Genomic DNA, 12432 nt, shown 5'->3' with positions numbered 1-12432 from the left:
CTTGTGCTGGCCTTGTGCTGGCCTTGTGCTGGCCTTGTGCTGGCCTTGCGCTGGCCTTGCGCTGGCCTTGCGCTGGCCTTGCGCTGGCCTTGCGGCGTCTTACTGCGTCCAGGCGCGATCCAGGATCGCGGCGTGCGCTACGCCATCCGGCAGCATGCCGAACACGCGGCCCCATTGCGCGTCGAACCGGCTGGCGATGAACGCATCGGTCACCGCCGCCGGCGCATGTTCGCCGAGCAGACGGGCCTGCACCAGCAGCACCAGAAGCTGCGCATGGCGGCGCGCAAGCCATTCCGTCGCCTCTCCCTGGGTCCGCAGCCCCGCGACCAGCATCGTGGCCGCATCGCTCAGACGCGCGTCCTGGCGGCAGAATGGCGTCAGGTCTTCCAGCAACGCCTGCATGGCCTGCGGTTCCCGGCTGATGGCACGGATCATGTCCAGCGCCATCACATTGCCCGATCCTTCCCAGATCGAAATCACCGGTGTTTCGCGATACAGGCGGCCCATCGGGCCTTCATCCATATAGCCGTTGCCGCCAAAGACCTCCATGGCCTCGCCAGACAGTTCCACGCTGCGCTTGGCCAGCCAGAACTTGGCCGCCGGCGTGACGATGCGCTTGTAGGCACGCTGCAGCGGATCCTCATCGGCCAGCGCGAAGGCCTCGGTCAGCCGCATCATCATCAGCGTGGCCGCTTCAGACTCGAGCGCCATGTCGGCCAGCACGTTGCGCATCAGCGGCTGGTCGATCAGCGTCTTGCCGAACGCGCTACGGTGGCGGGTATGGTGCAACGCCTGGACCAGGCACTGGCGAATCAGGCCGGTACTGCCCATCACGCAGTTCAGGCGCGTGAAAGTGGCCATTTCGATGATGGTCGGAATACCACGGCCTTCCTCGCCGATCATGCGCCCCCAGGCACCACGGAATTCCACCTCGCTGCTGGAGTTGGAACGATTGCCCACCTTGTCCTTCAGCCGCTGGATCTGCACTGCGTTCTTAGTGCCATCGGGCCGGTAGCGCGGCACGTAGAAGCAGGCCGGGCCGCTTTCCGTGCGGGCCACCACGAGGTGCGCGTCGCACATCGGCGCCGAGAAGAACCACTTGTGGCCTGTGATCAGATACTCGCCGCCGCGCCCCTCGCCACGCAGCGGTTCAGCGCGCGTGGTGTTGGCCCGCACGTCGGAGCCACCCTGCTTCTCCGTCATGCCCATGCCGACCAGGATCGAATCCTTCTGTTCCAGCGGGATATCCCGCGCATCGTACGTACGCGAATAGAGCTTCGGCGCGAGCGCTGCGAACAATTCGGGTTCGCGTTGCAATACTGGAATGCACGCAAAAGTCATCGAGTTCGGGCACTGCGAGCCCGCCTCGATCTGCCCGTGCATCGAGAATCCGGCCGCATAGGCAGCCCATGCGCCGGGACGCGGATCGGCGAACGGCTGTGCCACGAGGTTCTGCTCGCGCGCCATGCGCATGACGCCGTGCCAGCTCGGGTGAAACTCCACACGGTCGATACGGCGGCCCTGGCGGTCGAACGTATGCAACTCGGGCTTGAAGTGGTTGGCCTCCTCGGCCATGCGGATCGTCTCGGCGCTGCCAAGCCGCGCGCCGTAGGCGGTCAGCTCGGCTTCGTGGGCGCCCGCCCCCGCGCGGCGCACCGCCTCCTGCAAGGGAAGATCGGTGGTGTAGACGTTATAATCCTGCAGTTCCGTCACCACGTTGGTGACCTCGTGCGTGCTCCATTCCATGGGCATGTCTCCGTTGCGCCGGCTCGTCAGTCAAGCCGGTCTTGTCGACAACCAGTATAAGAATCCGTCCACCGCAAGGTGTTCGGGTTTCTCAGACATGAAAGCAGCGCGCCCCAAAGCTCCCACCGCCCCAAATCCGCCGAGCCCGTCCGGCGCCCGACGCCGCAAGCCAGCGCAATCGCGAGCCCGCGCCACGGCCGACGCCATCCGCGACGCGTTCTTCCAGCTTCTGGCCGAAAAGCCTTATGACCGCATCTCGATCCGTCAGGTGATCGGATTGGCCGGGGTCGGCATTGGCAGCTTTTACGAGTATTTTTCCTGCAAGGACGCGCTGGCGGCGGTCTGCATCCATCTTCGCGTCAAGGCCATCGCGGCCACGATGCGCGCGAGCATCGACGCCCACCGCACCGAGCCCCTGCCCGCCCGGGTGGATGCCCTGATCGACGCCCAGTCGGCCGCGCCGCTGGCCGAACCCGAACACTGGGCGGCGCTGTTCGTGGTCGAGCGCAAGGTGTCCGGCATCGAGGCGTTCCGGAACATGTACGCGGAGTTCGTGCAGCTCTGGATGGAAACGCTGTCCGGCGGACCGGAATGGCCCACCGACGCGCCGCTAGGCCCCACTGCCTTTGCCGTTCATGCGATGACGTACAGCCTGGTATCGCAAACCCTGATGACCGCGACGCGTCCCGTCGATGCCGTGGCGCTGCGACGCGCGGTGGGCAATGCGGTCCATGGTTACCTGTCGATTCAAGCGCCGCTGGCTTACCGGATGCACCGCTTCGAGCCCGGCTGAACATCTGGCAGGCCGAATAGATTGCGCTAGATCGCGCCAGATCAAGCGCGCCCGCGAGCCGACCTTCGTCTTCGGATACGATGCCATCGTGAGCCTCTCTCTCAAACTTCCGGAATGCCGATGACCGCCACCGCTGTTATCTCGACCCGTCCCTCGACACCCCACCCACGCCGGAAACGGACATGGATGCGAGCCGCGTTATGCGCCTGGTTCATCGGCGCCGCGACGTCCGCCTGGGCGCAGCCACTGTGGTTTGCCAATGGACGCCCGACGCAAGCCGCGCAGCAGGCCGTGGCCGCGCTGGCGGATGCGGGCGCGGATGGGCTGGAACCCCGAGATTACGACGCGGACGGCCTCAAGCGGGCCATCGCGCAGGCCGACTCCGGCACGGCCCTGGCTCCGGAGTCGTTGGATCGGGTGGACAATGCGCTGACTGTGGCGATGCGCCAGTACCTGTCGGACCTGCACAAGGGGCGGATCGACCCGCGCCAGATCCACGTGAACTTCTCGGTAGCGGACGAAACACCGTTCGACCCCGACAGCTATCTGCACGCCGCCGTCGCCGCGAACCGGCTGCCCGCGGCGATTCACGAGGCGGCGCCATCGTTCCCGCTGTATCCGACGCTGCGCGACGCGCTGAGCCGCTATCGGGCCCTGGCCACCCAGCCGCTCTGGAACACCCCGCTGCCGACGCCACCGGGCAACAAGCTGGCCATCGGGCAGCCCTATGACGGGCTTGCGCAAATGGCGCAGCGCCTGGAGGCATTGGGCGATCTGCCCCAAGGCACGCCGGTTCCGAAAAAGTACGAAGGCGCGCTGGTGACCGCGGTCGAGTCATTCCAGAAGCGGCATGGTCTAGATGCCGACGGCGTCATCGGACAAGGCACGCTGGCGCAACTCAACACAACACCGTCCGAACGCGTGAAGCAGATCGCGCTGACGATGGAGCGCCTGCGCTGGACACCGTTGACGGCAGGCCCCCGCGTCATCGTCGTCAACATTCCCGAGTTCATGCTGCGCGCCTATGATTACGTCGACGGAAAGCTGGACATCAAGCTGGAGATGAAGGTCATCGTCGGCAAGGCGCTCAACACCCGCACGCCGATGTTCCGCGAGGACATGCGCTATATCGAGTTCAGCCCGTACTGGAACGTGCCGCCATCCATCGCGCGCAGCGAAGTGGTCCCGAAATCGCGACGCGATCCCGGGTATTTCACGCGACAGGGCTTCGAGTTCGTCTCGGGTGGCCAGGCGATTACCACGCTGTCGTCGGCCAATCTCGATGCGGTGCTGAACGGCCAGATGCGCATCCGGCAACGGCCCGGCCCGTTGAACGCGCTGGGGGACATCAAGTTCGTCTTCCCGAACAATCAGAACATCTATCTGCACCACACACCGACCCCGCAATTGTTCCAGCGCGGCCGCCGCGATTTCAGCCACGGCTGCATCCGCGTGGAGGAGCCGGTGCAGTTGGCGAAGTTCGTGCTGCAGGACATGCCCGAGTGGACCGAGGAGCGGATCCGGCAGGCGATGAGCAAGGGAAAGTCCAACACAATTGCGTTGAAGCAGCCTTTGCCTGTTGTATTGGCGTACGGCACCGCCATTGCCAGGGCCGATGGACGGGTATATTTTCTGCCTGATATCTACGGACAGGACAAGCTGCTGGAGCAGGCGCTGCGGCAGCGCAACCCGCCGGCCACCGCACGCGCCGGCAAGCTCGCGCAGACCACACCATGACGCAATCGAAGACTCCCCCGCGCCGCCGCTTTCTGCACCGCGCCAGCGGCCTGATCCTCGGCACCGGCATTGCAGCGCTCTCCACCGGCGTGGCACGGGCCAATACGCCGGACAACACACCTGAGAACACACCTGACAGCGGCCCCGGCAACCCGCCGAATGCCCGCTCGCTATCGTTCCATCACACGCACACGGGCGAGAACATCTCGCTGGTCTATGCGATGGGTAGCGAAGTGCTGCCACAGGCACAGCTGGCGTTGAACCGCTTCCTGCGGGATCACTATTCGGGCTCGGTCGGCGCAATCGACCCCCAGCTTTTCGGCCTGCTTTTCTCGTTGCGACGGGAGCTTGAGACAGACACCCCGTTCCAGGTCATTTCCGGCTATCGCAGCCCGGCCACCAACACCCGCCTGCGCAACACGCGTGGCGGCGGCGTGGCCAAGCACAGCCTGCATATGGACGGCATGGCTATCGATATCCGGCTGCCCGGCGTATCGCTGGCCGATCTGCGCGATGCAGCCACCTCGCTGAAGATTGGCGGCGTCGGGTTCTACCAGCAAGAGGATTTCGTGCACGTCGATACCGGCCGTGTGCGGCACTGGGGATAAGGCGCCCGGATGAAACGCCAGGGCCAGGGCTGGCGGCAGCCAGCCCTCAATATGCCCTAAGCGTCTCATCATACGGCCTTGATGGGCGGTATGCCCATCGGTCCCATGGCGTGAATGGTAGTGGTCTTGCTACACTTCGGGAAAACCCTATAAGGGAATCCACCAAGGATAACCAAGGGACCGACCAACCTGACCACGCCATCTGGCGCCCAGACCATGTCCACGCAAGTCGAAACCGTCTTCCTGCCCTACGGCGCAGCCTTCAACAAGACCCCTTCCAGCAACCAGGACAAGTCGTCGTGGTGGGGCAGTTACTGGGCCGGTGGCTGGGATCTGTACCTCGACAACGCCCGCGTCGTAGGCGAGGCGTTCAAGCCCGCGCAGCAGGACCGCTGAACCGCCGCCGGGGGCTAGTCCGCCTTCAGCCCCAGACGCTGAACCATCGCCCGCTCAACCGAGATCTGCTCCGCCACGAAACGCTTGTAGGCGGCGCCATCCATGTACATGAGCGCCTGGTCCTGCCGCTTCAGCGCCGCGAGGTGAACCGGATCGACCGCCGCTTTGTGCAGCGCGTCTTCCAGTACCCGCACAACCGGCTCCTTCATGCCCTTCGGCCCCGCAATGCCGTAGGGGGACGCCGATACGAGATCCAGCCCGAGTTCGCGCAGCGTTGGCACATCGGGCCAGCGCGTGGAACGACGCTCGGTCCAGAGGTTCAGCCATCTCAGCTTGCCGCTGTCGACCAGCGTCCCGGCAGAACTGCCCGCCGCGCACATCGACACGTGACCGCCAAGCAGCGCGGGTATGCACTCGGCATCGCTCTTGTATGGAACCGCATTCAGCGAGATGCCCGTCTTCGCGCCGATCTCGAGCATCGTGACATGCGGTGTGCTGAACTGCCCCGGCGAGCCATACGAATACTTGCCGGGATCCGCGCGCGCCGATTTAAGGAAGTCAGCCCAGGATTGCCAGGGCGAGTCCGCACGCACCACGATGCCAAACGTATAGCCCGATATCCGCGCGAGGTATGTGAAGTCGCTCGCCGGATCGTAAGCCGTCTTCTGGATGAACGGCTGGCGGAATACCGTGGCCGGAATCATGGCGAGCGTGTATCCATCGGGCTTTGCCCGCAGCAATGCCTGGGCGCCCAGCGTTCCCGACACGCCGGGCCGATTCTCCACTACCACCGATTGCCCTAGCGCCGTCTGCAGCGCCACGGCGTACTGACGCGCGACGACGTCCGTCGTGCCACCCGGCGCGTAAGGGACGATCAGCGTGACCGGGCCCGACGGGAACTTGTCTTCCGCCGCCACGGCGCTCGCGCACAAGGCGAGCGCGAGCAGAGCGAAGGGCCGAATGAATCGGGTGGATCGGGTGCTAACGCGCATCCGGCACCCGCTTGCGCAACAGGTACTTCTGCGTGCCTTCCATGACGCGCACGTCGTTCTGGTTACGGATCTCGGATTGCATCACCAGCACGCCGGTGGTGCGGCCCGGAATCAGCTCGCTGACCGTCAGGCTGCAATACAGCGTGTCTCCGACATAGACCGGCGCCAGAAAGCGGCTGCTCTGCTCGATAAACCCCTTCAGCGATTCCTCGACCATATGCGGAAACAAGCCGGCGCCCGCTGCGGTCTGGATCAGCACCTGGAAACCATGCGCCAGCATATGGGGCATGCCATGCGCGCGGCAGTACTCCACGTCATAGTGCACGGGATGGTTGTCGCCGCTGGCCAGCTGAAACGCGGCGAACAGCGCATCGGTCATCGTCCGTGAGGGCAGGTTCATCCGCTCCCCGACTTCGAAATCCTCGAAATAGCGCTGGGCGCAGAGTTCGTGTCTGATCATCGTTCGGTCTTCCTTTTCCTGCGGCGCGACGTCAGTCGGCCTTCATGTTGGCGGCGACTGCCACGGGCTTCCACTTGGCGATCTCCGCGCGCACGAACTGCGCGAGCGCCTGCGGTGTTGGATTCGGTTCCAGCTGCAGCCCGAGATCGACGGCCTTGGCCTGCAGCGCGGGCTCCTTGAGCGTTGCGCCCAGCGTGTCCGTCAGCTTGCGGATAACCTCCGGCGGCGTGTTGGCCGGCGCAAACACGGCATTCCAGGTGTAGGCCTCGTAGCCGGGCACAACCTCGGCCACCGCCGGCGCGTCGGGCGTCTGCGGCAAGCGCGCAGCCATCGTGGTGGCGAGAAGCTTCACGGTACCGGCACGGACCTGGGCCAGCCCGGTCGGCGCGCTATCGAACATGAAAGCCACGTGGCCGCCGATCAGGTCAGCCATGGCCGGCGCGCTGCCGCGATACGGCACGTGAACGGTCTTCGTGTCGCTCATGTAGTTGAGCAATTCCGCACCGAGATGCGGCGCGCTGCCCACCCCGGCAGAGCTGTAGTTGACCTGGCCAGGATGCGCCTTCAGATAAGCGATGAACTCCTTCAGGTTCCCCACCGGCAGCTTCTTGTTGACCACCAGCACCAGTGGCGCGCGCGCGGCCAGCCCCACCGGGGCGAAGTCCTCGATGGTGCGATACGGCAGTGCGTCATGGATGCTGGGGTTGACCGCGTGCGCCACCGTGGTCAGCAGCAGCGTATAACCGTCCGGGGTCGCCTTCGACACGTACTCGGTACCGACCAGCGTGCCCGCACCGGTCCGGTTCTCGATCACGATCTGGGCTTTCAATTGCCGGCTCCAGCCCGCTACCAGCGCCCGCGCGAACGTATCGGTGGGGCCACCCGCGGCGTAGGGCACCACCAGGCGGATTGGCTTCGCGGGATAGCCAGCGTCAGCCGCTGCCGGCGTTGCGGTGGCCAGGAGCGCCCCGGCGCAGATCAGCGCTGCGCCGAGCCGGTAAAGCGATGGAATCATGAGGTTGTCTCCGTCCGGTTCTGTGGTGACCGGTAACGTCTTTGCAATGTCGCCATGCCACGGCGCGAGCGATCACTATAGAATCGACAGCGCGGCTCGGGCCAGTCGAAAAGTACTGAGTCCCCTTAGAAGAATTCGAACCGCGATGCCTGAAGCGCCCCTGGCCCCTCGGCACCGACCGGCGCCGTGGCAACAGGAGACGACCTTGCGATTTGAGTTAACCGACCTTCGGGTCTTCGTGGCCATTGCCGAGGCGGGAAGCCTGACGATGGGTGCTTCCGACATGCATCTGACTGCGCCCTCCGCCAGCTATCGGCTGAAGAATCTGGAGCAGACCGTCGGCGTGCCGCTGTTCAATCGCACGCAGAAGGGCATGGTCCTGACGGCGGCCGGCGAAACCATGCTGCAGCACGCCAGGACGATTCTGGACAATGTGGAGCAGTTGCAGATCGGCATGCGGCGCCACACCGATGGCATCGAAGGGCACATTCGCGTTTACGCGAACAGCAGCACCATGTGCAACCTGCCCGTGGCCCTCAGCCGCTTCCTGGCGGCCTATCCCAACGTCAATGTCGACCTCGAGGAGCACCTGAGCGCGGACAGCGTTCGCGCGGTGCAGGAGCAACGCGCCGATATCGGGCTGGTGGCAGGCGCCATCGACCTGCATGGCCTCGACTCCATCCTCTATGGCGCAGACGAGCTACTGTTCGTGGTGCCGCCACGTCATCCGCTGGGCATGCGCGATAGCGTCTCGCTGGTCCAGGCGTTGCGCCACGAACTCGTATCGATCGGCAGCAAGAGCAGCAATTTCCTCTATCTGCAGGATATGGCAACGCGCGCAGGCATCGTCCCGCATGTGCGCGTGCATGCGCCGAATTTTCCGGCCGTGATCCGCTGCGTGCAGGAGGGCGCCGGCATCGCACTGGTACCGCGTTCCGTGGCGGCACCGGCCATCGCGCAAGGGCTCGTCGAGGGCGTGGTGCTGGACGAACCCTGGGCCATGCGCGAGCAGCGCGTGGTCGCGCGCAGCCTTCAGAGCTTGCCGGACTACACGCGTGCGTTCATTCGCTTTCTGACGGAATCCAGCGAGTCATTCCCAGACACCGTCCTGCGTTAGATGTGTTTGAAGCCGTGTAAGGAAATATCGACTGGCTTCGTCACACACGTCACTCCATACTCGGCCATCCCGGACGCCGTGCGTCCCACGCCTAATGGAGCCCGCCGTGCCCCCTGCAGTTCTTCCCCTGGAAGGCGTCACCGTCGTCGCGCTGGAACATGCCGTCGCCGCCCCGTTCGCCAGCCGTCAGCTTGCCGATCTTGGCGCGCGCGTCGTCAAGATCGAACGCCCTGGTGTCGGCGATTTCGCGCGCGGCTACGATAAGACCGTGCACGGCATGTCGTCGTTCTTCGTCTGGGCCAACCGGGGCAAGGAAAGCCTGTCGCTCGATCTGAAGCATCCCGACGCGGCAGACATCCTTCAGCAATTGCTTGACGAGGCTGACGTGTTGATCCAGAACCTCGCGCCCGGCGCCGCCGACCGGCTCGGGCTAGGCTTCGACGCGCTGCACACCCGCTTTCCAAAGCTGATCGTGTGCGACATATCGGGCTATGGCGACCACGGCCCATATCGCGACAAGAAGGCCTACGACTTGCTGATCCAGGCGGCGGCCGGTCTGATATCGGTCACCGGCGGGGAGGACGCGCCGTCGCGCGCCGGGATCTCGATCGCCGACATCGCGGCCGGCATGTACGCCTACTCGGGCATTCTCTCGGCGCTGCTGCTGCGTGCCCGCACCGGCGTGGGCGAGCGCGTGGAAGTCACCATGCTGGAAGCGCTCGGCGAGTGGATGTCGTATCCGCTGAACTTCGCGCACTATGGCGGCACACCGCCCGCCCGGCATGGCCTGGCGCATCCCTCGATTGCACCTTACGGCCACTATCGCACCGGCGACGGCGGCAGCGTGATCTTCGGACTGCAGAACGATCGGGAGTGGCAGCGCTTCTGTCTGAACGTTCTCGACGATGCGGCCCTGGCGAACGACCCACGCTTCACGACGAACCTGGAACGCGTGAACCATCGCGAGGCGCTGGACGTGGAAATCGGCAAGCACCTGAACCGGATGACACGCGACGAACTGATCGAACGTCTCGATCAAGGCGGCATTGCGAACGCACCGCTGAACGACATGCACGACGTCTGGAACCATCCGCAACTGGCAGCGCGGCAACGCTGGCGTGACGTTGCGACGCCAGCCGGATCGATCCAGGCCCTGTTGCCGCCCGCCACACTGACGAACGCGCCAGCGCGCATGGGTGACGTGCCGGATCTTGGAGAACACACTGCCGCCATTCTGGGCAAGCTCGGATACACCGCGGCGCAACTGGAAGCGCTACGCCAGCAAGGGGCGATCTAGCACCACGCAAGAAAACCGGCAGTGCCTTGCACTGCCGGTTTTTTTAAGGCTTGTTTTACAGAATGCCCTTGGCGCGCAAGTCCGCGACTTCGTCGGAACCAAGCTTGAGATTGTCGCGCAGCACCTCGTCCGTATGTTGGCCGAGCCCCGGTGGCGCGTAACGCACCGTCGTGGGCGTCTCCGACAGCCTCAGCGGACTGGCCGTGCTGCAGATCCGGTTCACGCTATCCGACGGGGGACATCCTGCCTCCCCGTAACGCTCCTGCTCAACGCGCAGTCCGCGATGCTGGACATGCTCGTCGGCAAATGCCTGGGCGATATCGTTGATCGGACCGCAAGGCACTGACGCAGCCTCCAGCAGACGAATCCATTCGCTGGTCGGCCGGGTCCGCGTGACCTCGCTCATCATCGGAATCAGCGTCCGGCGATGTGTGACCCGGGCGCTGTTGGTAGCGAACCGCTCGTCGCGCGCCCAGTCGACATCGGCGGCTTCGCAGAAGCGCACGAACTGGCCGTCGTTGCCGATGGCAAGCAACATGTCGCCGTCCTGCGTCGGGAAATCCTGATACGGCACGACGCTCGGGTGCGTGTTGCCCTGGCGGGTCGGCACGACACCCGCGTTCAGGTATCCCGCGCCCTGATTCGCCAGGACCGCCATGGCAACGTCGAGCAGCGCGACATCGATATGCTGGCCTCGGCCGGTGAAGTGCCGTGCCTCCAGCGCGCCAAGAATGGCCGTGGTCGCGTACATGCCCGTGAACACGTCGATCACGGCGACGCCCACGCGTACCGGGCCCGCGCCAGGCTCTCCGTCGGCCTGGCCAGTGATGCTCATCAGGCCGCTCATGGCCTGGATCAGCAGGTCATAGCCGGGACGTGCCGCGTAAGGACCGGTCTGACCGAAACCCGTGACCGAGCAGTAGATCAGGCGCGGATTCAGCGCGCTGAGCGAGTCGTAGTCGAGCCCGTAGCGCTTGAGGCCACCGGTCTTGTAGTTCTCGATGACCACGTCGCTCTGCATCGCCAGTTCACGGATCAGCTTCTGCCCTTCCGGCTTGGCGATGTCGATCGTCACCGAGCGCTTGTTGCGATTGCACGCGGCAAAGTAGCTCGCCTGGCTCGTGGGCCCATCTTCGTCTTGCAGATACGGAGGCCCCCAGTGCCGGGTGTCATCCCCCGCGCCGGGCTTCTCGACCTTGATCACGTCCGCGCCCATGTCGGCGAGGTTCTGCGTGCACCACGGCCCAGCCAGCACACGCGATAGATCCAGCACGCGGATATGGCTCAAGGCGCCGGTCTGCCGGGACGGCAGCGGCAGGCCGGTGGTCGAATCGGAGGGTGTCGTCATGGTAATTCGTTGGATATTCAGGCGATCTCCGCCCAGCCATGGCTGAGCACGACCTTGTCGCGCTCCAGCACCTTGGCGCGCAACTGGAACTGGTTCGGCTGAGCGGGATCGCGCCAGATCTCGGTGACAAGCGTTTCGCCCGGAAACACCGGTGATGCGAAGCGGATATCGAACGCGCGCAGTCGTGCCGGGTCGTGACCCGCGCATTGCCGAAGCAGCGCATGCGCAACAAGGCCGTAACTGGCCAGGCCATGCAGGATCGGCCGCTCGAATCCCGCTGCCGCCGCCACGGCAGGGTCCGCGTGCAGCGGATTGAAATCGCCCATCAGGCGATACAACAGCGCCGCTTCAGGGCGCGTCGGCTGCGTATCGACAAAGTCGGGCGCCCTGTCTTCAGGTGTCGGCCGCAGCGCGGGCAGTGGATCATCGCTCGGTTGCCCGCCGTCCGCCTGACTGTAGCCGCCATCGCCACGCAGGAACGACACCTGCTGGACGGTCGCCAGCAGTTCACCCTGTGCGGTTTCCAGCTTCCGCTCGGTCACCATGATGGCTCCCTTGCCGGCACCCTTGTCGGTCAGGTGCGTGATGCGGTTATGACCGACAACCTCTGCCTCTGCGGGCAGCGGACGGTGCAGCCGCAACCGCTGTTCGCCGTGCAGCAGCTTGACCCAGTCGATACCGGTATCTGGCTCGCGTGCCCAGAAGCCGGGATAGCCCAGCACCACCGCCTGCGACGGCAGCGCGCGCAGCCCGCTGGCAGCGCCTTCGTAGACAAAGGGCAATGCCGATGCATTCATCGGATCATTGCCCAGGCCCAGGCTCAGCGCGTACAGCATGGTGTCGCGCGCGGTGTAGTGCTGACGGACCGGCGCGAACGGCCGGTTCCGCAGATGCTGGTAGCTGATCGGCATCCTTCCCTCTGG

Annotated in this window: 12 protein-coding genes; 6 read left to right on the top strand and 6 right to left on the bottom strand. The window is 65.0% G+C overall.

The genetic code is table 11. The annotated features are described in order from the left end of the window. Nucleotides 1-99: 99 nt before the first annotated feature. On the bottom strand, nt 100-1746 hold the full coding sequence (locus tag RMET_RS19790; RefSeq protein WP_011518333.1) for an acyl-CoA dehydrogenase family protein: 1647 nt from the start codon (nt 1744-1746) through the stop codon (nt 100-102). A gap of 97 nt (nt 1747-1843) precedes the next feature. On the opposite strand from RMET_RS19790, the gene RMET_RS19785 reads away from it, so the two are divergent. From RMET_RS19785 to RMET_RS19770, 4 genes are all read left to right on the top strand, one after another. After that, entirely contained in the window at nt 1844-2539 is a 696-nt protein-coding gene (locus RMET_RS19785; protein ID WP_011518332.1) for a TetR/AcrR family transcriptional regulator, read from the top strand. Between the two features lie 186 nt (nt 2540-2725). Next, nucleotides 2726-4276, top strand: a complete 1551-nt coding sequence (locus tag RMET_RS19780) for a L,D-transpeptidase family protein (protein ID WP_035820883.1) — start codon at nt 2726-2728, stop codon at nt 4274-4276. Next, nucleotides 4273-4884, top strand: a complete 612-nt coding sequence (locus tag RMET_RS19775; protein WP_011518330.1) for a YcbK family protein — start codon at nt 4273-4275, stop codon at nt 4882-4884. The genes RMET_RS19780 and RMET_RS19775 overlap by 4 nt, the downstream gene beginning before the upstream one ends. A gap of 216 nt (nt 4885-5100) precedes the next feature. Then, nucleotides 5101-5280, top strand: a complete 180-nt coding sequence (locus RMET_RS19770; RefSeq protein ID WP_008651488.1) for a hypothetical protein — start codon at nt 5101-5103, stop codon at nt 5278-5280. 14 nt (nt 5281-5294) lie between these two features. Here the strand turns inward: RMET_RS19770 and RMET_RS19765 are convergent, their stop codons facing one another. The 3 genes from RMET_RS19765 to RMET_RS19755 are packed head-to-tail and all read right to left on the bottom strand — an operon-like array spanning nt 5295 to nt 7747. Continuing rightward, nucleotides 5295-6212: a tripartite tricarboxylate transporter substrate binding protein gene (locus RMET_RS19765; RefSeq protein WP_231138531.1), complete on the bottom strand. Its 918-nt coding sequence runs from the start codon at nt 6210-6212 to the stop codon at nt 5295-5297. 49 nt (nt 6213-6261) lie between these two features. Next, nucleotides 6262-6732 carry a MaoC family dehydratase gene (locus RMET_RS19760; protein ID WP_008651486.1) on the bottom strand — a complete coding sequence of 157 codons (471 nt, stop codon included), beginning with the start codon at nt 6730-6732 and terminating at the stop codon, nt 6262-6264. A gap of 31 nt (nt 6733-6763) precedes the next feature. Continuing rightward, on the bottom strand, nt 6764-7747 hold the full coding sequence (locus RMET_RS19755) for a tripartite tricarboxylate transporter substrate binding protein (protein WP_011518328.1): 984 nt from the start codon (nt 7745-7747) through the stop codon (nt 6764-6766). A 205-nt stretch (nt 7748-7952) separates the two neighbouring features. Here RMET_RS19755 and RMET_RS19750 point away from each other — a divergent pair, with 205 nt between their 5' ends. Together RMET_RS19750 and RMET_RS19745 are read left to right on the top strand one after the other, a co-directional pair. Continuing rightward, on the top strand, nt 7953-8864 hold the full coding sequence (locus RMET_RS19750; RefSeq protein WP_029309804.1) for a LysR family transcriptional regulator: 912 nt from the start codon (nt 7953-7955) through the stop codon (nt 8862-8864). A gap of 94 nt (nt 8865-8958) precedes the next feature. Then, the gene (locus RMET_RS19745) at nt 8959-10161 is read left to right on the top strand and encodes a CaiB/BaiF CoA transferase family protein (protein ID WP_029309803.1); all 1203 of its coding nucleotides are present in this window, start codon (nt 8959-8961) and stop codon (nt 10159-10161) included. 55 nt (nt 10162-10216) lie between these two features. Here RMET_RS19745 and RMET_RS19740 read toward each other — a convergent pair whose 3' ends face one another. Together RMET_RS19740 and RMET_RS19735 are read right to left on the bottom strand one after the other, a co-directional pair. Further along, the gene (locus RMET_RS19740) at nt 10217-11509 is read right to left on the bottom strand and encodes a CaiB/BaiF CoA transferase family protein (RefSeq protein WP_011518325.1); all 1293 of its coding nucleotides are present in this window, start codon (nt 11507-11509) and stop codon (nt 10217-10219) included. 17 nt (nt 11510-11526) lie between these two features. Then, the gene (locus RMET_RS19735) at nt 11527-12420 is read right to left on the bottom strand and encodes a MaoC/PaaZ C-terminal domain-containing protein (protein ID WP_011518324.1); all 894 of its coding nucleotides are present in this window, start codon (nt 12418-12420) and stop codon (nt 11527-11529) included. Nucleotides 12421-12432: the final 12 nt, after the last annotated feature.

This window comes from Cupriavidus metallidurans CH34 (assembly GCF_000196015.1).
In the GTDB taxonomy this organism is placed as follows: domain Bacteria; phylum Pseudomonadota; class Gammaproteobacteria; order Burkholderiales; family Burkholderiaceae; genus Cupriavidus; species Cupriavidus metallidurans.
The sequence above is the reverse complement of the archived record's forward strand: the minus strand, read 5'-3'. Positions and strand labels throughout refer to the sequence as shown.

Coding starts and splice junctions, on each gene's coding strand:
- RMET_RS19790 (WP_011518333.1), bottom strand. CDS start 1,746: ATGGAATGGAGCACGCACGAGGTCACCAACGTGGTGACGGAACTGCAG.
- RMET_RS19770 (WP_008651488.1), top strand. CDS start 5,101: ATGTCCACGCAAGTCGAAACCGTCTTCCTGCCCTACGGCGCAGCCTTC.
- RMET_RS19780 (WP_035820883.1), top strand. CDS start 2,726: ATGCGAGCCGCGTTATGCGCCTGGTTCATCGGCGCCGCGACGTCCGCC.
- RMET_RS19785 (WP_011518332.1), top strand. CDS start 1,844: ATGAAAGCAGCGCGCCCCAAAGCTCCCACCGCCCCAAATCCGCCGAGC.
- RMET_RS19775 (WP_011518330.1), top strand. CDS start 4,273: ATGACGCAATCGAAGACTCCCCCGCGCCGCCGCTTTCTGCACCGCGCC.
- RMET_RS19755 (WP_011518328.1), bottom strand. CDS start 7,747: ATGATTCCATCGCTTTACCGGCTCGGCGCAGCGCTGATCTGCGCCGGG.
- RMET_RS19735 (WP_011518324.1), bottom strand. CDS start 12,420: ATGCCGATCAGCTACCAGCATCTGCGGAACCGGCCGTTCGCGCCGGTC.
- RMET_RS19760 (WP_008651486.1), bottom strand. CDS start 6,732: ATGATCAGACACGAACTCTGCGCCCAGCGCTATTTCGAGGATTTCGAA.
- RMET_RS19745 (WP_029309803.1), top strand. CDS start 8,959: ATGGAGCCCGCCGTGCCCCCTGCAGTTCTTCCCCTGGAAGGCGTCACC.
- RMET_RS19740 (WP_011518325.1), bottom strand. CDS start 11,509: ATGACGACACCCTCCGATTCGACCACCGGCCTGCCGCTGCCGTCCCGG.